Annotated in this window: 22 protein-coding genes; all 22 read right to left on the bottom strand. The window is 44.7% G+C overall.

Annotated features, from left to right (window positions below; genetic code table 11):
* Positions 1–6 precede the first annotated feature (6 nt).
* Positions 7–576 (bottom strand): Maf family protein, encoded by a 570-nt coding sequence (locus R7E42_RS17650; RefSeq protein WP_017821310.1) that lies wholly within the window; start codon positions 574–576, stop codon positions 7–9.
* Positions 577–580: 4 nt separating this feature from the next.
* A complete protein-coding gene (gene mreD, locus R7E42_RS17645) occupies positions 581–1069 on the bottom strand; it encodes a rod shape-determining protein MreD (protein ID WP_005381141.1) in 489 nt (162 codons plus the stop codon).
* Positions 1059–1955 (bottom strand): rod shape-determining protein MreC, encoded by an 897-nt coding sequence (mreC, locus tag R7E42_RS17640; RefSeq protein WP_318072887.1) that lies wholly within the window; start codon positions 1953–1955, stop codon positions 1059–1061. Before mreC ends, mreD begins: the two co-directional genes overlap by 11 nt.
* A 150-nt stretch (positions 1956–2105) precedes the next feature.
* Entirely contained in the window at positions 2106–3149 is a 1044-nt protein-coding gene (locus tag R7E42_RS17635; protein WP_005381144.1) for a rod shape-determining protein, read from the bottom strand.
* Between the two features lie 151 nt (positions 3150–3300).
* Complete coding sequence (locus tag R7E42_RS17630) at positions 3301–7266, bottom strand: DUF6701 domain-containing protein (RefSeq protein ID WP_318072886.1); 3966 nt, start codon at positions 7264–7266, stop codon at positions 3301–3303.
* A 4-nt stretch (positions 7267–7270) separates the two neighbouring features.
* On the bottom strand, positions 7271–7705 hold the full coding sequence (locus tag R7E42_RS17625) for an MSHA biogenesis protein MshP (protein WP_065274898.1): 435 nt from the start codon (positions 7703–7705) through the stop codon (positions 7271–7273).
* Entirely contained in the window at positions 7695–8405 is a 711-nt protein-coding gene (locus R7E42_RS17620) for a PilW family protein (protein WP_213904083.1), read from the bottom strand. The genes R7E42_RS17625 and R7E42_RS17620 overlap by 11 nt, the downstream gene beginning before the upstream one ends.
* Positions 8405–8986, bottom strand: a complete 582-nt coding sequence (locus tag R7E42_RS17615) for a type II secretion system protein (protein ID WP_158159795.1) — start codon at positions 8984–8986, stop codon at positions 8405–8407. The genes R7E42_RS17620 and R7E42_RS17615 overlap by 1 nt, the downstream gene beginning before the upstream one ends.
* Positions 8983–9462, bottom strand: a complete 480-nt coding sequence (locus R7E42_RS17610) for a type II secretion system protein (RefSeq protein ID WP_213904081.1) — start codon at positions 9460–9462, stop codon at positions 8983–8985. Before R7E42_RS17610 ends, R7E42_RS17615 begins: the two co-directional genes overlap by 4 nt.
* A gap of 124 nt (positions 9463–9586) precedes the next feature.
* Positions 9587–9811, bottom strand: coding sequence for an MSHA biogenesis protein MshA (locus R7E42_RS17605; RefSeq protein WP_318072885.1), 225 nt, complete (start codon positions 9809–9811; stop codon positions 9587–9589).
* Between the two features lie 73 nt (positions 9812–9884).
* A complete protein-coding gene (locus R7E42_RS17600; RefSeq protein WP_017817383.1) occupies positions 9885–10373 on the bottom strand; it encodes a type II secretion system protein in 489 nt (162 codons plus the stop codon).
* A gap of 291 nt (positions 10374–10664) precedes the next feature.
* On the bottom strand, positions 10665–11126 hold the full coding sequence (locus R7E42_RS17595) for an MSHA biogenesis protein MshF (protein ID WP_318072884.1): 462 nt from the start codon (positions 11124–11126) through the stop codon (positions 10665–10667).
* 3 nt (positions 11127–11129) lie between these two features.
* Positions 11130–12353: a type II secretion system F family protein gene (locus tag R7E42_RS17590; RefSeq protein WP_005381186.1), complete on the bottom strand. Its 1224-nt coding sequence runs from the start codon at positions 12351–12353 to the stop codon at positions 11130–11132.
* A gap of 8 nt (positions 12354–12361) precedes the next feature.
* The gene (locus tag R7E42_RS17585) at positions 12362–14086 is read right to left on the bottom strand and encodes a GspE/PulE family protein (RefSeq protein ID WP_005381188.1); all 1725 of its coding nucleotides are present in this window, start codon (positions 14084–14086) and stop codon (positions 12362–12364) included.
* Positions 14083–15189, bottom strand: a complete 1107-nt coding sequence (locus tag R7E42_RS17580) for a tetratricopeptide repeat protein (protein WP_411978977.1) — start codon at positions 15187–15189, stop codon at positions 14083–14085. The genes R7E42_RS17585 and R7E42_RS17580 overlap by 4 nt, the downstream gene beginning before the upstream one ends.
* Positions 15174–16019, bottom strand: coding sequence for an ExeA family protein (locus tag R7E42_RS17575; RefSeq protein ID WP_005381192.1), 846 nt, complete (start codon positions 16017–16019; stop codon positions 15174–15176). The genes R7E42_RS17580 and R7E42_RS17575 overlap by 16 nt, the downstream gene beginning before the upstream one ends.
* Before the next feature lie 44 nt (positions 16020–16063).
* Positions 16064–17704: a pilus (MSHA type) biogenesis protein MshL gene (mshL, locus tag R7E42_RS17570; protein WP_115386322.1), complete on the bottom strand. Its 1641-nt coding sequence runs from the start codon at positions 17702–17704 to the stop codon at positions 16064–16066.
* A gap of 20 nt (positions 17705–17724) precedes the next feature.
* The gene (locus R7E42_RS17565) at positions 17725–18057 is read right to left on the bottom strand and encodes a hypothetical protein (protein WP_005381196.1); all 333 of its coding nucleotides are present in this window, start codon (positions 18055–18057) and stop codon (positions 17725–17727) included.
* Complete coding sequence (gene gspM / locus R7E42_RS17560; RefSeq protein ID WP_054577143.1) at positions 18050–18700, bottom strand: type II secretion system protein GspM; 651 nt, start codon at positions 18698–18700, stop codon at positions 18050–18052. Before gspM ends, R7E42_RS17565 begins: the two co-directional genes overlap by 8 nt.
* The gene (locus R7E42_RS17555; RefSeq protein ID WP_213867263.1) at positions 18697–20142 is read right to left on the bottom strand and encodes an MSHA biogenesis protein MshI; all 1446 of its coding nucleotides are present in this window, start codon (positions 20140–20142) and stop codon (positions 18697–18699) included. The genes gspM and R7E42_RS17555 overlap by 4 nt, the downstream gene beginning before the upstream one ends.
* An 11-nt stretch (positions 20143–20153) precedes the next feature.
* Positions 20154–22163 (bottom strand): RNase E specificity factor CsrD, encoded by a 2010-nt coding sequence (csrD, locus tag R7E42_RS17550; protein ID WP_005381201.1) that lies wholly within the window; start codon positions 22161–22163, stop codon positions 20154–20156.
* Positions 22164–22405: 242 nt separating this feature from the next.
* A complete protein-coding gene (locus R7E42_RS17545; RefSeq protein ID WP_054579428.1) occupies positions 22406–22951 on the bottom strand; it encodes a single-stranded DNA-binding protein in 546 nt (181 codons plus the stop codon).
* Positions 22952–23006: the final 55 nt, after the last annotated feature.

The following is a 23006-nucleotide window of genomic DNA, read 5'->3' as shown; positions in this document are numbered from 1 at the left end:
AAACAATTATAAAAATTCTTGAATTAGCTGATCGGTTTCGAACAAAGGTAAGCCTACTACAGCGTGATAACTGCCTTCGATTCGGGTGACAAATCGCCCTCCGAGTCCCTGAATACCATAACTTCCAGCTTTATCGCATGGCTCTCCTGACTGCCAATATTGTTCGATTTCTTCGTGAGTCAGTGGTTTGAACCACACGTCAGTGGTAACGACCACTGAATGTTGTTGTTCCGATGATACAACGCTCACCGCAGTCATCACTTGATGACGACGACCCGATAAGTCAGTAAGCATACGCTTTGAATCTTCAAAACTTTTTGGTTTTTCTAGCACACGGTCATCGCATACTACGACCGTATCAGAGCCCAATACAACGGAATCAGGCTTAGCCAACGCTAAGCCTGCCTGAGCTTTTTCCAAAGAAAGACGCAACACGTAATCTCGTGCTTGCTCATGAGCCTGTTTGGCTTCCTCAACATCAGGCAATACGATCTCAAAATCATAACCCAGTTGAGCAAGCAGCTCTTTTCTTCTCGGAGAACCCGATGCGAGAACGAGAGATAAGCTTTTCTTCACCGCTTTACCTTACGTGCCATGCACGACGAACTCGTCGCATTAATAAAAACATCCATGGCCAAAGTATACAGTTTATTGCCGCCGTCCACAGAGATAATGGATTAAATACTACGTCCTGGTTCAAATATTCCCCACAGAATATCAAAACTTCCAATAACGCAGTAAAAAAGGCAATTAAAATCGACTGTTGCCACAAAGCCATGTTGCGAATCAACAGGAAATTCAGCGCCACAAGGTAGATAACGATCGACATCATCATGCCACGAATTCCAAGCGTTGAGCCGATCAAGATATCCCACAATAAGCCCAACACTAGCGCAGTTCCGACGTTCACTCGGTGCGGTAGTGCCAACACCCAATAACACGTGACAAGGAACAACCATGACGGACGTAACACATCTAACACACCTGGCCATGGAATGGTTTGCAGTACCAGCGCAACGAAGAAACTGACGCCAATCACCATTCGGCTACTCAATACATTATTGGCCATCGGTTACCTCTTGTTCTTGCTCTAACCCTTCACCTACATTGGACCGCAGTACTTTGTGTTGACGGTCTTCATTCGGCCAAATCAGCAGTAGGTAGCGTAAGCGATCAAATTCCACAACCGGCTCAGCCTTGATTGAGGCGAACTCTTGACGCGTATCATGATCCACATTGGTAACCGTCGCGACTGGATATCCTTCAGGGTAAATACCACCTAAACCGGATGTCACCAATAAATCACCAACCTGAATATCTGTGCTGGTTGGAATGTGCTCCAGTTGGATTTCATCCATTTCACCATTGCCCGATGCGATCACTCGGATATCATTGCGGATCACCTGGACAGGAATTGCATTTTTCGCGTCCGTTAGCAGCAGAACACGTGCGTTGTGCGCTGCGACAAACGTGACCTGACCAACGATGCCTTTCTCATTGATAACAGGCTGACCAACGTAAACACCATCAATACGGCCTTTATCGATCACCACTTGATGACGATAAGGTGAAGTATCAACCGCCATTACTTCTGTCACGACTTTCTTTTCATCACGGACAAATGAAGATCCTAACAACTTACGTAAGCGTTGGTTTTCTTCTTTATACTGGTCGAGCAAGATAAGCTCGCTTTTCAGGCGTAGCACTTCTCGCTTTAAGCTGCGATTGCCTTCAACCAATGCCTGATGAGAATTAAAACGTTCAAATACGCCATCGAACATACTACGAGGTAAATTCGCTGCGTACTGAATCGGTGCAACCATACTGTTTAGTAGGTATCGAACGTTGGAAAACGTATCTAGACGACTATCGGCCAGCATTAAGCTCGCCGACACGATGACAGCAAAAAACAGACGTAATTGCAGAGACGGACCTCTGCCGAAAATCGGTTTCATCTTGTTTTTGACCTGATTGCTTCCATGATTATTGAGCCTTACTTGGCAACCTAAAAATACTTAACTAAATACTTTTAGGTATGGAGCATGTTTGAATTACAGAGAGAGCAGAAATGAAGGTGAAGCCCGACATGAGCTTCACCTAAACCTTTATTCTTCAGAGAACAGATCGCCACCGTGCATGTCGATCATTTCTAGTGCTTTACCGCCACCACGCGCAACACACGTTAGTGGATCTTCCGCGATAACCACAGGAATACCAGTTTCTTCCATTAGTAGACGGTCTAGGTCTTTAAGTAGTGCACCACCACCGGTTAGTACCATACCGTTTTCAGAAATGTCTGAAGCAAGCTCTGGTGGACACTGTTCTAGTGCAACCATGACTGCTGATACGATGCCAGATAGCGGCTCTTGAAGCGCTTCTAGGATCTCGTTTGAGTTCAAGCTAAAGCTGCGTGGCACACCCTCTGCAAGGTTACGACCGCGAACTTCAATCTCTTGAACTTCATCACCAGGGTAAGCAGAACCGATTTCGTGTTTGATCTTTTCAGCCGTTGCTTCACCAATCAAGCTGCCGTAGTTACGACGTACGTAGTTGATCACAGCTTCATCAAAGCGGTCACCACCGATACGTACAGACGATGAGTAAACCACACCGTTTAGAGAGATAACGGCAACTTCAGTTGTACCACCACCGATATCGACCACCATTGAACCTGTCGGCTCAGATACGCGTAAACCAGCACCAATTGCCGCCGCCATTGGCTCGTCGATTAGGTAAACTTCACGCGCACCAGCACCAAGTGCTGATTCACGAATTGCGCGACGCTCAACTTGGGTAGAACCACAAGGAACACAAACAAGAACACGTGGGCTTGGCTTTAGGATGCTGTTATCGTGCACTTGCTTGATAAAGTGCTGAAGCATTTTTTCGGTTACGTAGAAGTCAGCGATTACGCCGTCTTTCATTGGGCGAATAGCGGAAATGTTGCCAGGTGTACGACCAAGCATCTGTTTTGCTGCGTGACCGACTGCAGCAACGCTTTTTGCAGAACCTACACGATCTTGACGAATAGCAACTACAGAAGGTTCATCAAGGACAATTCCTTGCCCTTTTACGTAAATTAGAGTGTTGGCTGTACCTAAATCGATAGATAGATCGTTAGAAAACATGCCACGAAGTTTCTTAAACATACTCTTCGCTCATCCTGCAAAAATATAGAAGACAAAAATTGCTCTAAATGTACCAATGCCTCGCTGTCACAGCAAGGTATTGGTACACAAACATGAGCAGAAAGCCTCAATTTCTTGCAGTTTCCTAACTTAAGGGCAAAAACCTAAGTTGTTACTGTCCGGTTAACCCTGGCTCACCACGGTAAATCACGCGATCGTTACCACGGTGAATACCGAAGGTTACTACGGATGATGGGTTTTCTTCACCAGCTTTCTTATTGTCCCAGTTGTACTTGAGCCAAGGTAAGCCATTTTTTGAATCATCAAGATCTAACCAAACGCGCGTTTGCTGGCGATATGGTTCAGCTTGAGTTGCAGTAATAGAGCGAGAAGAACCTGAAGAAACAGTCCCGCCATCGCCTAGAGTTACCTCTTTTGCACTGTTATCTGTCGGCCAAATGTGACTCAAGGAATCCTTTTCCATCAATCCCATAACTTTTGTCTGGCTGTCATCAGAGTTAGCAATAAAGCGGCTACCATTCCAGTACTCAACTCGAAGTGGCACATGTAATGTCGAACCTTGATTACCACCTACATCATCTAGATCAACGCGACCAAAGCGGATGTCGGGTTGAATAGAAAGAACTGGATTACCATACACCGATATAGGATCTGGATCTATTGCCACGCCAACCTTTATATCTGTCGCTTTTATGGTGTTGCCATTAAGATTAAAAGGTCCATCTTCGTAACCTGCGGCAGGAGTCTTTTTCATCCAACATAAGCCTTCTATCGCATTACATTTACCACTTAATGGGGGAGTCAGTGTGAAGCGTTGAATGCTTCCCAAAGCGTCTACCCAAGAAGGTGTTAAATTACCCTGAGCATTAAACCGATTCAACGAATCACTCAACTCAAAAGATGCTACATGTTCTTTGTTGAAGTATTTATAATTTTCTACTGATTTTGGAGCATCCCCACCAGCCAATACCTCTACTTCGTACCACATAGAATCAAAGTTTTGATTCATATAGTTAAAGCTTTGACTTCCTGCATAGTCCCAATGTTGCCCACGCAACTTGTAGAACTTCGGATAGAAACGCCCGAGAGTAATGGTCGCTGGTTGAATCAAGAATGAGCTCTTACTAAGGTAGAGAGACGTATTTTCAACATTACCTTCAGGAGCACTTATTGAAAATTTGAACGCACCTACCTCAGACACAGTTTGAGAAAATGACGTTTTGGCATCATCAGAGGCGATATGTTGATATGTATCTGTGAGAAGTTCTGCTTTTTTCCCGCCGGCGCTTATAGCAGGATATACTACTTCATTTGACACAACCATTTGTTCTTCTTTGTAATTTTTAGCTGGCATGCCACCTTTACCATCTTCACTATACTGCAAAGCAGTGATGCTTATAGTAAATTCCTCACCAGCGGCGATAAACCCTCTATCACACCCAGATTTACTACCGCACCGCCCACTTGCCGTTGCTTGGAGGCGATGTGGATAGCTTACAAATGTGCCAACTCCTTTGGAGTCTTCGATTCCTTCAACAGATGCATTAAACGAAACTTTACCTACTTCAGGATAGGTAAACTTAAACTTAGCTCGACCATTATTATCAAAGTAAACATCTCTAAGATAGGCGGGGTCATCCTCTGGGCCTGAAATAGTTTGGTCAGAGCTCCAAACAGGCGTACTATTCCCGTCGCTCTTTTTATAATTTAGCGTAACACTTGGTTGCTCTTTAGGAGCAACGTCATACGTCATGCTCAACTTAATATCACGAGTAGTGTTTGTTGCTGAACTAGATGAACAAAATTCAAAATAGTTGCTATCTGAAGACTCCTTGTTAGCAATAACATCTTCAGCAACGATAGATAACGTATTACCATGGAATTCAATCTTACATTTTTCAGCCGAAAGCTCATCGCCATTAATTCGACAACGTGTATCCTCAAAACCGAACTGGTGAACACCATGGGTATTTGCAATGCCGATGGTCACGAAACCCGCTTTTGCGCCTTGCAACTGAAGGTGAGTTGACCCCTTAAAGCTAATCGGTGAACTTTGTACCCAATTAGCAACCTCATGACCCGCACTAGGAGAAAGGGTCACTTGCAAATCTTCGGCATCGGTTATTGAACCAGGATAAAGCGTATCACAGTCTTTATCCATACATGCTCGTAGAATTACATCAGACGGCTGACATGTGCTGCCAACTCCAGAATAATCAAACTCAAAATGATGTATACCTTCTGTTAGTGGTTGGAACTCATCAGCACATATTTGAAAGTTATCAATTTCATGCACATTTTTTACTAACCCAGTAGAGCCCGCTACAGACACTCGAAATTCACTTGGAGCAGTCGATTGAGCAAAACCTTGCATGATATTGAAAGAATCAATAATGTCCTCCCAATTTAGGTTATCGCTTTTTAGTTTCCCTCTATCATCAACATCAACTTTGAGGTTACCTTGGTAGCTGGCTCTTTTGATAGAGACATAAACCCCGGCATCTCTACCATCGATAGCCCGTGAATCAATCGTCATCCGATAACGGTGAATTTCGTCCTTTGACTCATCATCGAGCTTGCCAACCTTACTGTTCTTTTTAATAAAGCGATATCCACCGAACCATCCTTCAGGGAACGTACCTATACGATGGTTGCTCGTATCAATATATTCGCCAGGGCCTTTTTTCTCACCCGAGCCTCGTATTGTTATTGAATGGTCATTCTGTCCCGGACTGCTATCAAGCGGATTTTTATCTTGATAATAGCTGCCTTCGTTAGAGAAATTACCATATTCATCAATACCAAAAGCAATCCACCCTCCAGCAAATCCTTCGATACCGCCGTCGTCAGGTTTCACTCCATACCCTAACGGCCCACCAAATGCACCAGTAGATGGTAGAACACTTGCATCCGAAAAAACAATCGCAACCCCGTCTGCACCAGTGTTGTTACGGTTACCATCGTACGCAAAATGGTCAAATTCAACTTCAACAATGTTGTTACTTGATGGAAATATATAGTTGTATGCGCCAACCGCAGCTTGGCCCTGTACATTGTTGGTTATTCTCAACCGATTCTTGTGAATAAATGGTTTAGGCTCTGCACCATCCTGTCCATCATAATCCCCGCTAAAGTAACCCATAGTTGCCCATTTTTGCTCAAGGTCATATTCTTGATCAAAGGCCTCAACATCAATACATTGTTTTGGATCGGGAAGTGGCTCTGGCTCAGGTTCCGGCTCCCAACCACAAATCGATTCAACATCTGAAACTGGGCACTTAGCAGGGGCATAATAGCAATCAGGCTCATCCACTCCACAATAAATGTCACTCTGCGGATCAGAACTTGGGGTTGGGTTAATCGAGCCGCAGATGTCTGCCTGTTTGAGTATTGGCTGTCCATGAGACTTAATAGCATCGTGCAAGGCAAAAACCCCATTTGAATTACCATTACCACTGCCCTGACCATTGCTTTTTGAGTTTTCAACAGTAACCGTGCGCCCTTTTGATTCGAGCGTACCACAGACTAATGTTTGCTTAATGTAAATTGCATGTAAAGCCGTTACATTGCCAAAGATCTTGTTATGAGTAGAGCTCTTAGTTTCATCATCACCAGTCATTACGTCACCGCCATCAGAGGTAATGTTGCCTTGGATAATACTATGTCTTAGCATCACATCATTATGTGCATGTATATCACCCCAGACCGTACTTTTATTATTAATTACTATGTTTCTATAACCACTTGAATTTGTGTTGTTTCCTTTGTTAAATCCACCTCGTTTCATCTTCTGCAAACGGGAAGGAGAGCTTGAGGTTTTCAAGTTGATTCGCTGCTGTTGGGTACCTACATTGTTCTTCCCTTCAAGAATAATGTCACCGCGCACTGCTTCGAGCGTGATAGGGGCTCCATTTGACTCTCCGGTATAGATTACTGAAGCACCTTTCTCTAAAGTGATGCCACCAGTGATACATCGATAAACGTTACCGACTAATTGACCCGAGCCTATATCATCACAAATATTGATCCCAGATTCTGATAGGTCATAGGTCACTGCCTGTGCGTGCGAAAAAACACCAAAAGGAAGTAATATTAAAAGTAAAAATAGTTTTTTCATTATTCTACTCCCTAACCCAAACTTCTTGCTGTCGCTGTACTTGAGACAGCCCAGAACCACAAATGGCTGTTGCTTGCACTCTAAATAAAGACTGTGCCTCTGAGGTTCCCTCATTCAGAACCCCCAACTTCAAACAACTCATCTTATTAATCCTACATGCCGTATTCTGTGTAACATTAGGGGTTGCACCGCTGACCTCATTCAAACAAATATCTGCGATATCAGGATCATCATCGTTAAGCGGGTACAACTGCGTCAATGCCCATTCGTTGGCAGATTGAGCGACAAACCAGGCTTTTGTGCCTAAGAACTCCCGGGTTAGTCCACTTTGATTTGACCAACTGATTCTCATAAGAGAGGCGGCTAAATACCCCATCACGATAATGACAAAAAGCACTACGATGAGAACATTACCTTGTTGATTTCGTTTACGGAACATTGAGCACCTGCACGTCTTGCTGATACACACTACGCTCCCCATCCTGTAAAAACTCTAAGTTAATATGCACTAGTCCACCACGTTGTAGAGTTGGCTCAACATAACGCATGTAACTCGCTGAGGCATCAATACTATCCGTGACAATGACATTATTACGAAGTACTCGGCCGTTATCGAAGCAATAACGGACTTCAGTGCTGGGTTGGTAGATGTAATGACGACCCGAAACCGATGTCGCACCTATTGAACTGGCAGCACCACTGACGACAAATGCCTCTTTCGTTTTGGTTAAACCGCTAATATCAATACTTTGGGAAGACGACTGAAGGTCCTCATAGCGGCTAGGGTTTATCACCATCCGATTCTTCTCTGGAATAGACTCAAGATCAGGATCATTACCGACTAAAAATTCAATATCGTTCGCCGTAAATACATAAAAGCCAGAATATTCAATGGGTACAAACTCCAAACAATTGCTTGTCCCAGCTGGCTCATGAAAACTATTTGGCACGGCATGGCGGATTTCTCGGGTCATCTTTTCTAAAACAAACTGAGCCTGTGTTTGTATTCGTTGGCGATCGATAGTATCAGCGTAACCTTTCATTCCTAACTGGACATACCCAGCTATCCCCAACATGATGAAGCTGCCGACCACAATCGTAACTATCATTTCCATTAAGGTGAAACCACGATCTTTCATCAGTAGTTCCCCTTAATAGCTGTTAAAGTAAGGGGCTGCGTGTTCCCCGCAAAAATCCTTAATGTTACTTTTTTGTATTCGGTTATTTCATCGGGAGCTTTATCCGTCAGATCATCATAGGCAACACTAACTTCTAATCTAAAGTTTTTGTACTGCTCAGTACTGTCCGCACCAAGTACATCACTGATATTCCCTCTAGAGGCACCATCACACTGAGAAGCTGTTGTAGATGTGCTCCAACACCCGATATAGTCATCTACATCGTTGAAATCACTAGGCGTTGTTTCCAAGGAACCGTCTAGTTTTTTATCCACACCTAATTTATTTACGTCAGTGCAGCTCACTCCATTCTCACCACACCGAACGGTGCCACCATCAAAGTCGCTGTTTTCATCGAAGCCTCGCGCCAATATCTGCGACATGAAACCTTGGCCTAATGCGGCAGCGCGGGTTTGATAATGAGGGATGGCGGAATCTCGAATCTGAGGGACAAGAAAAGAAGTAAACGCCACCATCGCAATGCCCATTAAAACAATCGCGATGATCATTTCTATCAAAGTCATGCCACTAGATTTCTTCATGAGCATGTGCCTTTTGAAACATAACCTTGAGAATTTATTTCAACTTGGCAGCGGCTTCGACCATGCTTATCTTCAATTAAGATGTTTACAGCACCACTTACAGGATTGCCGAGAAGGTTAAAATTAATTGTATTTGCGGCACCGCTGATAACGGAAAACCTTGCGGACTTATCGATAACCACGTCACTACGAGCATCTCGTGCACTGCCTGTTAGTGCACAGGCAGCAACCGAACCAACACATGAGCTAGAAACTTGTAAACGAAAGTTGTTATCAGGACTTGTAGCATTCGACTGCATACGATTCACCTGCACTTGGCGAATCACAGAAATCACGCGTTCTTGTAATGCATATGCAGAAAAACTGCCAGATCCCATAAAACGGCTGGCTGCAAAAAGTGAAAGGATAGAGAGGAGAACAATCACGAGGATTAACTCCATTAAAGTGAATCCTAATGCAGAGCTGCGAATTTTCATAACCCAACCTTAGGCTTAGAACAAGCGAGATAAGTATACGATGAAATTATGAGATTAATGATAGGTTTATAATTTTTCGATTCGAAGTGTGAACAGACGAACAAATAACCAATGTCTAGTTACTTTACTCTTTTGAACGGCCAATCTCTTCTTCAATTCGATCGTAAGTTTCTTTATTGCTCAGCGTTTCAGAAACATGCTCAGCGGTTTGCTTGGTTTGCTCCCACTTAGCCTCGTAAGTTTCTGGTTCAAAGCTGATAAATCTTAGTAATACCACATAACCGATCACACCTAAGATAATCAGCACAACCACAAACTCTATTGCACTAAGACCTGATGATTTACGCATATGAACTATTCCGAGATCAATCAAAATATAGAGTTAAAGGCCAGACTAGCTGGCCTTCATGAGAAGATAGTTACTATTTCTCACATTCCTTGTTTGCCGTTGTGTTTTCAATAACCTTAACAACAGCTGGAGTATCCTTGTCTTTTGCGCCAGTGTACTCTACACATTTATCTTCATAGTTCTTAAAACCATATGTGATCTTGCCTGGGTTGCCGCCTGCTGCTGCTGTTACTTTTTTAGCTTCCCAGTCATCTGTCGTTAAACCATCAACAACTAGTGCTAATGCTGTCGCTGTAGGCTCTGGATACCCGAAGTCTAAATTAAGTGTCGATGAACCAACACTAATTGCGCCGTCAGCAGTCGATTCTTGTCCATTAACCGCCGCCTTACCATAAGTAATACCAGCCGCACCAGCCATTGCGCCTTTTAGACCATCAAGCGCTGAATCACGAGCATCGTCCTGTAGGTTAAGGAAACGTGGCGCTGCAGTTACCGCTAGAATACCTAGGATTACAATTACCACTACCAATTCGATAAGGGTGAAACCACCTTGTCTTTTCATTGTTTACTCTCTCTATGTAAGCATGCAGTACAACTGCAAAGTTTTGTTTAGGTCACGCGACCATTTTGGATATTGTCAAAACGGTTTGGGGCAGCAACGTTCACTAAAACTGACCGTGAAGTGGATACTGTATCTACCGCTTGAGCAGAATGACGATTCGCCATTATTCAGTTCATGCTGCAATGAGAAAAACACATTATTGTTTACCCACTATTACAGCCTGTTACTTATGGTAATGATTGCATTATACCGACTTTCATTACCAATTATAGTGATTAGGTGTCAAAAAATTCACTCTGCCGACATTTCGACTTCTATTTTCAGTTGATTAGCAGTTAAGATAACTACAATCGACTGACCATTTTCATAAGTGTAGTGACAGACATAACGATCAGTTTTGATGGCTCCACTGATATCTATTAACTTGTTGGTCATTATTTTACGTTGGGGGTAATGCACCGCTAGCCAATAACCACAATCTAATACACCTTGCTGAGTAAAGGGAGACACTAACCCGTCCTCAGTCATAGTAAGGTTAAAACCATCCATCAGCATATGCTCTGGCTCGCCTTGTACTAGCCAAGCTTGACGATAACGCTGAACACTATCTTGCATCCAAACTCTCGCCAACTTAGCCCCAGTTACTTGTGCTTGCTCGGTCACAGGACGTAATTTGACCGCCAAACCCACCGCCATAATCGTAGCAATAACCCCAAACACAATAAGCGTTGCTCGGCTTTGATTTTCAACCACCTATTAGCCGCCTTTGATGATGTCGAGCATTCCCCACATTGGTAAGAAGATACCCAATGCCAGCACCATGACCATGCCTGCGACAATCACCAAAAGTAATGGTTCTATTCTTGCGGTCAGCGTTTTTAGATCGTAATCGACTTCTCGATCGTAAAAGTCCGACACCTCCAGCAGCAACTCATCAATACGACCAGTTTCTTCACCTACTGCAATCATCTGAATCACCAATGGGGTGAATATTTTACTGTTGATGGCCGTCACTGAAATGGTGCTACCCGCTTCAATTGCGGACTTCATCTCAAGAATTCGATTTTCTAAAAAACGGTTCCCTAAGGCTTCCCCGGCCAAAGCCAAAGACTGGTTAAGTGGCACCCCTGATTTCAGCATCAACGAGAAGGTTCTAGCAAAACGAGAAAGCTGCGCACGATTAACGATATCGCCAACAATTGGCAGCCGAAGCCGAAACTTATCGAACTTCTCCCGACCATCAGCCGTCGCCACCCAGGCTCTGAACACCGTAAACGCACCAATCATTGCCACAACCAGCAACACCCAATAATTAACAAAGAAATTAGAAGTCGCGATCAAAATACGCGTTGGCAATGGTAGCTCAACCCCAAAGCGCGTGAACATCGATGCAAACTCAGGGATCACCAAGATATTCAATACAAACATGGCGATGGTGATAAAGATAATGACAAACGTTGGATAACGCATCGCCGCTTTAATGCGTTTGCGAGTCTCAAGTTCCTGTTCGTAGTAATTCGCCAGTTGCAATAGCGCTTGGTCAAGCCGACCCGTATTCTCACCGACGTTGATCATAGAAACGAACAGTGGGCTGAATACTTTACTGTGTTGCTGCATCGCAGAAGACAAACCTCGGCCATTACTCAGTTCAGAAACGACATCTTCTAGCGCCTCTTTGAGCTGTTTGTTTTCGCAATTTTGCAACAAGCCACGCATAGAGCGCAGCAAAGGTACGCCAGCTTTAGTCAAACTAAACAACTGACGAGAGAAAAGAATAATTACTTCCAACGGAATAGCAGGCACAAACAGCTTAGACAAGCTCACTTGGCTTTTTGCCGACTCTTTCTCTAACCGTACATTGAGCGGGATGACCCCTTTGTTCATCAATGCTTCCGCCGCAGCTTCTGAGTTCACTGCTTCGATTTTGCCGTTAGTGGATGAGCCGTCTAGCGTGCGGCCTTGATAACGAAAAGTTGGCATTCACTTACCTATATGAAAATGGGATCAGTCTTACCAGAAGCATCACCCTCACCTAGGGTCATCACTTCATCCAAACTGACGGTGCCTTGTAGCGCCAGTTCCATTGCAGAAGCAAGCAGTGGCTTATAGTTTTCTGAGCGGCGCGCGGCTTGCGCAAAGCCAACCGCATCATTGGCTCGCAATTTATCCATCATCTCTTGCTCAAGTTCGAGCATTTCAAACACACCGATTCGGCCTCGATAACCAGTCAAGTTACAGTTTTGGCAACCTGCGCCTTTATAAAAAATGGTGCTAACTTGATTTGGGAAACGCCCAGCTAACCACTGCTGGCGAGACTCATCTAAGTGGTCTTCTGTTTTACAATCTGGGCAAACTCGGCGCACAAGACGCTGCGCCACCACGGCTCTGACTGCACTAGCAACCAAGTAACCCGGCGCACCCATATCGATCATACGTAACGCACTGTCGACAGCATCGTTGGTGTGAAGAGTGCTCAATACTAAGTGACCCGTTAGTGCAGCTCGCAGACCAATTTCTACCGTCTCTTGATCACGCATTTCACCAACAAGAATGATGTCTGGGTCTTGACGTAAAAAGGTTCTAAGGACACGCGAGAAAGTTAGATCGATCTTACTGTTAACCTGTACCTGAGTGATGCGAGGCAGACGATATTCAACCGGGTCCTCTGCTGTAATGATCTTTTTCCCAGGTTCGTTGAGCTCACTCAATGCGCCGTAAAGCGTGGTGGTTTTACCGGAACCTGTCGGCCCGGTAACCAAAATCATGCCGTGCGGACGCGCCAGCTGTCGACGTAAGCGAGCAAGTAAGTCTGGCGGCAAGCCCGACTCTTCTAACGGACGCAAACCAGCAGACTGGTTAAGCAGACGCATTACTACAGATTCTCCGTACTGCGTTGGTAACGTCGACATACGAATATCAATTGACTGGCCACGAACTTTGATATTGAATCGGCCATCTTGCGGCAAGCGCTTTTCAGAAATATCTAGGTGTGCCATCAACTTCAGTCGAAGAACCAAAGCCGATGCAATATTCACTTCATTTAAGAGCGTTTCATGCAATACGCCATCAATACGCTGGCGCAAACGCAATACTTGATCGTCTGGCTCAATATGAATATCCGAAGCTCCAACCTGTACCGCATCTTCAAACATGGAATTAACCAGCTTTACAACGGTAACCTCTTCACTATCGGCTTCATCAATACCGTAATCAAAGCTTTGTACATCTTTATGCTCTTCATGCAGCTGTTCAGCAAAGGAGGCTATCTCTTTAGTACGGCGGTAATAACGGTCAAAGCTTGAAATAAGCTGACGCTCTGAAGCAACAATGAACTCAAGGTTGTATTGGCCCAACAAGTTCATCAATGATTCTTGGATGAACAAGTCCGCAGGGTCACTCATAGCAACGCGCAGTGTGTCCCCATTTCGAGCAACGACCATCGCACGTAAGCGACGTGCGTGTACCTCAGGTAGAATCTGCACGGCTTCGGCATCCACAGGCGCACGACCAAGATCGATCAGTGGCAAACCAAGCTGCTGAGACAAGAAGTCCAACATTTGCTTTTCGGTAATAAAGCCAAGGTCAATTAACGCATCCCCTAGCTTCTGCCCGGTACTGCGTTGTGCGTTTAGTGCTTGCTGGATTTGTTCTTCAGAGACGATACCTTCCTCAACCAGAAGATCGCCCAAGCGTTTTCTCAACTGAATTTTCATTGTGCGCTCTCCAACTCTTTCAAGATGCTCAAACGGTCACGGATAAATGCTTGCGATTGATTCGAAATGCCAACTTTACCCAGAGCTTGGTTGTAAGAGTGCATCGCGGCAGTAAAAGCCAGGGCGCGCTCTTGTTGAATAGCCAAACCTAACCACCAGCGCGCGTTTTCCGGCTCACGCTGAGTTAGGAGTTGATAGCTCTCAAGCGCAATGTCATTTTGCTTGTGTTTTTGTGCCAATGCCGCACGCATCGCCAAGTAATCTCGACTTGGTACTGGAGGCAAATGAACAAGCGGGCTCAGCGCCGCTTCAGGTTGATTAGCTTTCACTAACAACTTAGACAAGGCCAAGCGGAGTACTTGGTTGTTCGTATCTAGGTTGATGCCTTCTTGAATAATCTCATATGCTTTACGCGTGTCACCTTTACCAAAGTACAACGCTGATAACTTTTGACGCGTGTCTGCATTCATTGGCTCATAACGCAACGCCTCGGCATAAGCCGATAACGCTGTTTGCATATCGTTAGCATCGAGTGCCTTTTCCGCTCGACTAACAGCCTTAAGGGAAAGCTGACGATGTGTAAGCTCAACCTGCTCAATACTCATTGAACTGTTTTCTGCTGTCGTGTGGGTTACGTGATCGTATTGTTCCTCGCTCGGCATCGTTGCTAACTGCGCGAGTAAAACTGAATCATCAGAGGCGATATTTATCTCAGATTTTGGCGTGAACCTATCAGTCTCTTGCATGTGAGGCTGTTGCGCGACCGGCTGTGTGGCTGGTTTAGTGTAAACCACTTGAGTTGTATCGGGCGTCATTTTACTCGTTGGCGAGTGAGTGCGCTCCGATGAAACAATTGGTGAGACATTCACAGACGACAATGGCATAGCTTCGGTTTGAAATTGTGATAGCTCGCCTGAAGGGACAGGACCGCGAGAGACCGCCCAGCTACCAACCGCAAGGCTTAACGAAAAACCGGCGACAAGCCAAAGCCAAGGTTTACTGCGTGAGACACTTGGAATCTCCGCACGAGTAAGCTCTGACGGCGATGTTTTTTCAGCAAGTTCTGATAATGCTTTATTGATGGCACTCAAGGTTGACTCCATCCCCAAAATACGGGTGTTTTAAACTTAGGTTTACGGGCATCAAACGTATCGTGCATAGCGGCGTAAACGTGATGATTTTTCAATAGTGTGCAACGATCATTAAATGCAGCAAGCAACGACTTGTGACTAATTTGGTTTATCAAGCGCGGAATCCCCATGGATGAACGCCAAATCGCTTTTTTCTGTTCAATAGAAAAAATGTGCGCCCCATTGCCTGCTTTATCTAAACGATTATTGATGTAAGCCACGCCTTCATCGATAGAGAGAGGACGTAACTGGCAACTAAACGTAATGCGTTGACGAAATTGCCTTAGCTCATGGTTAGCCAATCTTTCATCCAACTCAGGTTGTCCGAATAACACCAATTGAATGAGCTTATCTTGTTCCGTTTCTAAGTTGCCAAATAGACGTAATGTTTCTAAAGCTTGTGGGGAAAGAGCTTGCGCTTCATCAACGATCAAGACGGTTTTCTTTCCCAAGGCATGTACTTGAATCAAGTGCTCTTGAATGAGGGAAACGATACGCAGCGGATCATCGTTCTCGATACCCAACTCTCTGGCGACAGCAAACTGCAACTGTTCCCCATTCAACACTGGATTGGGTAAGTAAATAAGCTCAACTTCAGATTCAATCTGCTCGATCAGCTTACGGCATACCATGGTTTTTCCAGTGCCGACTTCTCCCGTCACCTTAATCACCCCTTCTCCCATTTGCACGGCAGCTAGGATGGTTTGGATCGCCTCATAGTGAGGGACTAACCCCAAGAACATTTCGGTATTTGGGGTTAACGAAAAAGGCTGAACTCGGAATCCAAAGTGTGACAAGTACATACTCGAATCACAAACCTATTAAAAAACAGAACCTTTCCCAGCGCTTATTGCGCATCTGGGAACCACTCTTGCAGCAGATCACGAGAGCGCTCTAGCTCTTTCTGCCAAGAGTTCACGCCAACTACGGTCGGTTTTAGCAAGATGACCAATTCTGTTTTCTCAGTTACGTTATTCACGTTGCGGAACAAATGCCCCAGTGCTGGTACATCGCCCAAAAATGGGACTTTAGAAACAAGCTCACGATTTTGCTGTTTCATCAACCCGCCGATAACCACAACATCGCCATCTTTAGCACGAATAACCGAGTCTGATTCACGAATAGAGCTTTTCGCTAATGGCAGTTGGATGTTTTGGAAATCTCCGCCCAAGTTCAATTGCTTCACTTCTTCCGTGACTTCAATAACTGCGGGGTGAACATGCAGGAACACATTGCCTTTGTTATCAATTTGCGGAGTCACATCAAGGGAAATACCCGAGAAGAATGGCGTCAGTTCCACTTCAGGAACCGCATTTGAGTTTTCACCGTTGCCTGCATTGCTCGATAGCTCGGTAACAAAGTACTCATCGGTACCCACTTTGATGACAGATTTTTGGTTGTTGGCAGCGGTAATACGAGGGCTAGAAAGGACGTTCAAGTCACCTTGCGTAGACATGAAGCTCAATACAGCATTGAAGTTACCATCCGAAATAGTCACGTTAGTTTGACCGCCCAATAGCGTGCCAATCGCATCCAATGGTGGTAATGTCGACGCAGGGCGGTTGACTACAATACTACCCGAGTTACCAATTGATGCCGATAAGTTTGACCAGTTGATGCCTTGTTGGTAGCCATCATTCAACGTCACTTCTAGGATTTTAGCTTCAAGAATGACCTGGCGCTGCATGCGCTCCTGCGATACACCTAAGAACTCGCGTACTTCGCGAATATCATCTGGAAATGCTCGAACCGTAATAACTCCCGCTTGTGGCGTTACAACCACACTTTGCCCTTTGCCTGAACCAATTAGATTCGCAACAGCTTGCTGCAGCATCGGCCAGAAATCACTTTCAGTGATGGTTTCAATGCGTGTACCACCCGTAGATGTGGTTGAGCTATCGTTGTTGTTTCCATTGTTAGAGTCTGACGAGTCAGAACTGTCTGAGCTACCACCAGAATTAGACGTACCAGCCGAGGTTACAGAGCCCGTAACAATGCTGGTTAATGAGCGACCAGAACGCTTGAACTGCAGGTAATCGACTGGAATGGTCACAGTACGCATACCTGCTGGGTAGATTTGAATAACTTTGCCAGACTTCACCACGTCATAGCCATACATATTCTGTACGACATTCAGAACTTCATCCAATGTCACATCAGACAAGTTGACAGTGATATTACCTTGTACCGATGGGTGAATCGCCACGCTGTACTCTGTGCCTTTCACCAACGAAGCGAAAAAGCTTCTTGCATCGACCGCATTCGCTTGAATACGAAAACGCTTCGAGGTGCCTTGCTCTGATGCAACGTTCGAGTCTAAATTTGGCATCAAGTCTGCCTCAACAGAAGAAGGGATTTCTTCCAATGTGCGGCTGTTCGCTTGATTGATAGATTCATTGAGCGCTTCTTTAACTTCCACTGGATTCCGATGACCCATTGAACATCCCATTAAAGAAGCAATCGCTATTCCTACAACTAATTTGCGCATATCTGATCGGGCTCTGGTTATTATTGTTTTACGTTTAAATCAAAAAGCTCTAGGTCCCACTGACGGTTACCACGCTTTAAAGTTACAAATTCACTATTAATGCTCGCGACGCGATAACCCTTAAATAGCTCGCCTTTTTCGACAAGTTTGTTATCCATAATCGCGATACAATCAGTACTTGGCTTACACACAATACTGTTGAGCTTAGGCAGTCGATACCGTTTAACTTTTGGTTTCGCTGACGTTTCAACCGCTGGCTTTTCCCAACCAAGTGGGGCCGTTGGGTCTTGGTTTGCCCAAGCGGTTCCTGCCGCTGCCATAACAAGCAATGAGATGATGAGTTTGTTAACCACCAATAAACTCCTCTCTAGATCCTAGTGTGTAGACTTCTAACACAAGCTTCGCTTTCGGGTACTCTTCGACTTTATAACTAAAGCTGCGCCAGTAATAACTCGCAGGAAGGCTCTCCAATTTATTCAGATAATTAGCAATAGAAAAATAGTCACCAGTCAGTTCCATACGAACAGGATGCACGTAGTAACCAGAGTATTGCGATGCTTCTTTATCTTCCGTTATTGGCTCAGATGGCAAGGTTTGCAGAGACAAAAGGTGAATGCCACTTTGCTGCTCCAACACATTTTCAAGCAGCTCAGCCATTTGCGAAGGTGTAATAAGATGCTCGATGATCTCCGCTAATTGCATCGAAAGATGCTGACTCTCAGCTAACAGATTAGATATCGCGCGATCAACCTCAGCATTTGGATCTTTCTTAAGTTGCGCCTGAATACGTAGCGTATCGATTTCAATCTTTTGATTGGCTTGCTTTAAATTACTTAGTTGCCTCTCATTACTGATGATCTCGTTAAGCTTTGGCTCCAATACCAGCGTAAAGAGCAACATGATCACGACAACTAAACCGCATAATGCGGTGAGCACTTTTTCACGCGTACTCATTTCGCCAAAGCGCCCTTCTAATGAGAGCCAGAATTCGTTCATTTCTCTTTATCCTCGCGCGTTTTTAGTTCAAACGTCACAATATCCTTATCATTTCGACCTATTTTGACGTCGTCAAACGTTCGACCAACCAAGCTAATTTCGTTTTTAAATTGGCTAACCCAATTTGGCACTGAGCTCGGTTTTTTCGCTAGTCCCTTCAGGTCTAAGGTATGGGTATTGATTCGAATTTCGGACAAAGAAATTTCTTGGTTTCCTAGCTTCGCTAATGATTGCATCACGCCAGAGTAACCCGTGCGTTGCGAGTCATCGTATTTCCCGACAGCTTTAAGCGAGTCTCGCTTCGCCTTGACTTCACGTTCTAAGCGGGCTTTAGCTGCCAGCTTATTATTGTCAGGTTGATGCTTACGTAGCTTGACTTGATAACGTTCAAGCTCTGACTTCATGATATCGCCTTTACTTTTTACAATAGCAATCTCATCTTCCAAACCGCTGCTCTGCCAAGTGACATAACCGTAAGAAAATAGAATTGCAGCCGCCGCAACGCCCCAAGATAACGCGATATTTTTTAGCGTCAGGAGCTCTTTTTTCGGCTTTAAGTAATCGGGATATAAGTTGACGCGTCGAGTATTTGAAGTAGCCGCAGTGTCAGCCAAAACATGTCCTGATAGCTCATGTTCTGGTGGTAATAACGGTGAAACCTTAGTACTTAAACGGTAGTTCAGAGCCTGAACAAGCTCGCTCTCATCCTCTTCATCACAGCACACTTTCAATTGATGTAATTGCACGTGGCGTAACTGAGATGAAAGATAGTCAATCGAACGTTGCAGTTCTAACGACAGACTGTCCATCTGTAAATCGCTAGACGGAACCCCCGTTAACGGTGGCGTCACACTGCGAATAGAGCGGTGGAACGCAATAGTATTTTCGACAAAAGCGCTTATACGGAAATGACCACGCACACTGCGTTGTAATAATAGGAAGTTTCCTAGTTCACCCGCAGTCTCTCCCCAAATATCGTCTTCAGGAAGAATGGCTTCTAATGGTAACTGGGCTCGACTGGCCAGTAACACAATCTTATCCAATATTTTTCGCGATAAGACATATGCTTGCACTTTGGTTGAATTCGGTAACTCGACCGCATCGGCAATAATGTCGATGGCACGCTCAGAGATCAGTTCTTTCAACAAAAACGGTAATGCGGCTGGCCATTCTTGACGCGGCATGACCGGTTTGTCGATTTGGTACATCTGGTAATAGTTATGAGAAAGAACAACCGTTAATGAATCATACGCACTCGCTGCAACGCTCAATGCTTGCTCAACGGCTTTTTCCCAATTGGACTCAGAAATATCAAATTGGTATGGACGACTACTTTTGATTGAAGATGATAAATAAACGGCGTCTGGCTGAATAACCAAAAAGCAGGAGCGAACACCACTAGATGATCGCTTAAGCTTGTCGAATAGTGCTTTGAAATCCATGATTATTATCTTTATTTTTTCCGCCAGCGATTTCGTCTTCCCAATTTAACTTGGGATTCTGATTGAGAATTCGGCAACGCTTGGGGACGAGGAAGAAACTGCTGCTCCGCAGAAAAGTAACGTCCTTGCCCACCATAAACCCCGAGCTCAATTAATGTGTTGAGCTCGTTCTGATTCTCAATTCCCACTGCTATAATTTTAGTTTTACTGTTTGCCGCCGCACCTAGCATACTGCGGACAAATAGCTGGTTTTCATGTCGTTGGTCGATTTTTGCTACTAAACTGCGATGAAGTTTAAGGTAACGAATGTCCACTTCTTTTAAATAGTGAGTGCTGACGATGGTACGCCCAGCCTGCCCAACCATTAAGTGGCACCCTAAACCGGCCAGCATTTTAGCGACTGGTCGCATAAAGTCTAAGTGTCTTACAAATTGTGCCTCAACAAACTCAAAACTGAGACACTTTCTCTGCTCACGTGACAACTGTAAGAGTTCATCACGAAACCATTTAAAGTACTCTCGGTTAGAAAATGGCGTTACATTCAAATTGAGCGCATACGATCTTGAGTTATCAAAATTATCCTTAAACTCTCTTAAGAATTTATTAATAACCGACTTATCCATTTGCGCTTCATAACCAACCTGTCTGATCGCAGAAATGAACCGAGACGCTTTAACAATCCCATTCTCAGGATCGCGAATCCGACATGTTAACTCTTCATATAATGATTTTTTATGCGTCGCGTCACTTATTGGGTGCACAGATTGTGCGTAGAGTATCACACTTTCAGGTGTAAGTGCTGTGTCAAATAACGTTCTCCACCTCACACTTCCGCGAGCTTCTTCATCGTGGTTCCATTTTTTGAAGCGACTCCAATTATTGTTATTTTGTAGTTGCGCACTACGCAAAGCAGTCTCGGCTTCATCAATGATTTGGCTGTGTCGCTCACCTTCTTTATAAGTGGTGATGCCAATATGGCACCAGTTGTCTGGATCAAGTGGCTCTGGCGGCATTAACTTTTCTAACTGGCGAATGCATTGCGAGGCGAGGTTAGCCACATCTTTCGCACTTTGGTGCGGTAGAAAAAGCGCAAAATCAGCATCGTAATAACGGGAAAATACAACATCTGGGTATCGTTGAACTAAATTGGACAATAAACTCCCAACTTCAACAATAAACTCATCCGTAATTTGCTTATCTTGCTCTTCTTCAACCAGTTTCCAGTCTTGAATACGAACTAGCAACACGGCGCCGCGAGCCCCACTTTCTAGTAACGCCGATTCCAACTTGCTATCAAATAACACTCGGTTAGCGGTACCGGTTAGCTTATCAAGGAAGGTTTGAGTTCGAATAAAGGTATCAAATCGGCTTCGCTCTTGACGCGCATCTTGTAACTCTTCGATTAATACATCGAGCGCTTCACTGGCGGTGTAAGGCCATTCTTTTTTGTCACCTTTGGCATACTGCTCTACCCTACCAGCCAGGATCATTCTGCCTCGCTCTTCGAGCATTTCGGAGCCTTCTAATTGTTCCTTAAGCCATGCCACGCCGCGCATTAAGCAGAAGATGATCAATATAACGGCAAGCGTGATCGACCAAAGCGCCTGCATTGAGTAGCTGTAACCTAAGTAAGGGGGAATTGCTTTAAAGTGAATCGTGTAATCTTGATTGTGAGTCAGCTGGTACTCAGCCTCAAACAAGACTGACGCTTCCATTTGATGAGAAGTATCTTTGAAGCGATAAACAACGGCGTTGTTGGTCGACAACGTCATTTCGACAATATTGGAAGCCTGCAGCATCTTCGGCATCCAGCGCTGCATAGAATAAGCGGCGTCAGGATCTTCCATCTCCTTGTCGACCACCTCTACGATCCCTTCTAAATAATGGGTGAGATATTCCTGCCCAAGACGTTTAAAAGAGAGGGTGCCACCGACAAACAAGATAAACATGGCGCAGATAACGATCATGGTGACAAAGGCCACCAGCCGTGTGCTTAACTTAAGAGTTGGGGTATACCTCATGAATACCAAATTCCTTTTTTATTCATCATATACCTTATTGAAATATTTATACTTGATAAGAGTTCATCAAACAATCGGATTAGTCTGATAGTGAGAGGCTGGAGCATAAAGAAAATCACACTCATTGATAAGTTTTATTGTTACGCCTAACCTTGCCAAGATAAGCCTGTGAGATCATTAGATTGCGACAATAAAAAAGGCCGCGATATTCGCGGCCTTTTCGATTCAAGCATAAGCAGAATTTAGAACGGGATATCGTCGTCAAAATCCATTGGTGGCTCATTGTACTGCTGCTGTGATTGCTGCGGAGCCTGTTGTTGTGGTTGCTGTTGCTGTTGCTGAGGCGCATTGTACTGCTGCTGAGCTGGCTGTTGAGGCTGACCCCATCCACCTTGCTGCTGCTGTTGACCGCCCATAGGTGCGCCGCCACCTTGAGCACGACCGCCAAGCATTTGCATCACACCATTGAAGCCTTGAACAACGACTTCAGTTGAGTAGCGATCTTGACCACTTTGATCTTGCCATTTGCGAGTTTGCAGTTGCCCTTCAATGTAAACTTGAGAGCCTTTACGCAAATACTCACCTGCTACTTCCGCAAGTTTGCCGAACAACACAACACGGTGCCATTCCGTTTTTTCGCGCTGTTCGCCAGTCGCTTTATCACGCCATGAATCAGAAGTCGCAATAGTAATGTTTGCTACTGCACCGCCATTCGGCATGTAACGAATTTCAGGGTCGTTACCTAGATTCCCCACCAAAATAACTTTGTTAATTCCACGGCTGGCCATGATGTGCTCCGTTTCACTCTGGATATATAAAATTTTAGCGCATTAGAATAGCACG

It is taken from the genome of Vibrio sp. Vb1337, from assembly GCF_033338715.1.
GTDB classification, from domain to species: Bacteria; Pseudomonadota; Gammaproteobacteria; order Enterobacterales; family Vibrionaceae; genus Vibrio; species Vibrio alginolyticus.
Note: the sequence above shows the minus strand (reverse complement) of the source record. Positions and strands in the feature narration are given on the sequence as shown.

Excerpts from the sequence above, each read along its gene's own strand:
- R7E42_RS17600 (WP_017817383.1), bottom strand. The coding sequence starts at position 10,373 with ATGAAAAGACAAGGTGGTTTCACCCTTATCGAATTGGTAGTGGTAATT.
- gspM (WP_054577143.1), bottom strand. The coding sequence starts at position 18,700 with ATGAACGAATTCTGGCTCTCATTAGAAGGGCGCTTTGGCGAAATGAGT.
- R7E42_RS17615 (WP_158159795.1), bottom strand. The coding sequence starts at position 8,986 with ATGAAGAAATCTAGTGGCATGACTTTGATAGAAATGATCATCGCGATT.
- csrD (WP_005381201.1), bottom strand. The coding sequence starts at position 22,163 with ATGAGGTATACCCCAACTCTTAAGTTAAGCACACGGCTGGTGGCCTTT.
- mreD (WP_005381141.1), bottom strand. The coding sequence starts at position 1,069 with ATGGCCAATAATGTATTGAGTAGCCGAATGGTGATTGGCGTCAGTTTC.
- R7E42_RS17620 (WP_213904083.1), bottom strand. The coding sequence starts at position 8,405 with ATGAAAGATCGTGGTTTCACCTTAATGGAAATGATAGTTACGATTGTG.
- R7E42_RS17630 (WP_318072886.1), bottom strand. The coding sequence starts at position 7,266 with ATGAAAAAACTATTTTTACTTTTAATATTACTTCCTTTTGGTGTTTTT.
- R7E42_RS17580 (WP_411978977.1), bottom strand. The coding sequence starts at position 15,189 with ATGGAGTCAACCTTGAGTGCCATCAATAAAGCATTATCAGAACTTGCT.
- mreC (WP_318072887.1), bottom strand. The coding sequence starts at position 1,955 with ATGAAACCGATTTTCGGCAGAGGTCCGTCTCTGCAATTACGTCTGTTT.
- R7E42_RS17610 (WP_213904081.1), bottom strand. The coding sequence starts at position 9,462 with ATGAAAATTCGCAGCTCTGCATTAGGATTCACTTTAATGGAGTTAATC.
- R7E42_RS17605 (WP_318072885.1), bottom strand. The coding sequence starts at position 9,811 with ATGCGTAAATCATCAGGTCTTAGTGCAATAGAGTTTGTGGTTGTGCTG.
- R7E42_RS17625 (WP_065274898.1), bottom strand. The coding sequence starts at position 7,705 with ATGTTCCGTAAACGAAATCAACAAGGTAATGTTCTCATCGTAGTGCTT.
- mshL (WP_115386322.1), bottom strand. The coding sequence starts at position 17,704 with ATGCGCAAATTAGTTGTAGGAATAGCGATTGCTTCTTTAATGGGATGT.
- R7E42_RS17555 (WP_213867263.1), bottom strand. The coding sequence starts at position 20,142 with ATGGATTTCAAAGCACTATTCGACAAGCTTAAGCGATCATCTAGTGGT.
- R7E42_RS17585 (WP_005381188.1), bottom strand. The coding sequence starts at position 14,086 with ATGAAAATTCAGTTGAGAAAACGCTTGGGCGATCTTCTGGTTGAGGAA.
- R7E42_RS17545 (WP_054579428.1), bottom strand. The coding sequence starts at position 22,951 with ATGGCCAGCCGTGGAATTAACAAAGTTATTTTGGTGGGGAATCTAGGT.
- R7E42_RS17635 (WP_005381144.1), bottom strand. The coding sequence starts at position 3,149 with ATGTTTAAGAAACTTCGTGGCATGTTTTCTAACGATCTATCTATCGAT.
- R7E42_RS17575 (WP_005381192.1), bottom strand. The coding sequence starts at position 16,019 with ATGTACTTGTCACACTTTGGATTCCGAGTTCAGCCTTTTTCGTTAACC.
- R7E42_RS17590 (WP_005381186.1), bottom strand. The coding sequence starts at position 12,353 with ATGCCAACTTTTCGTTATCAAGGCCGCACGCTAGACGGCTCATCCACT.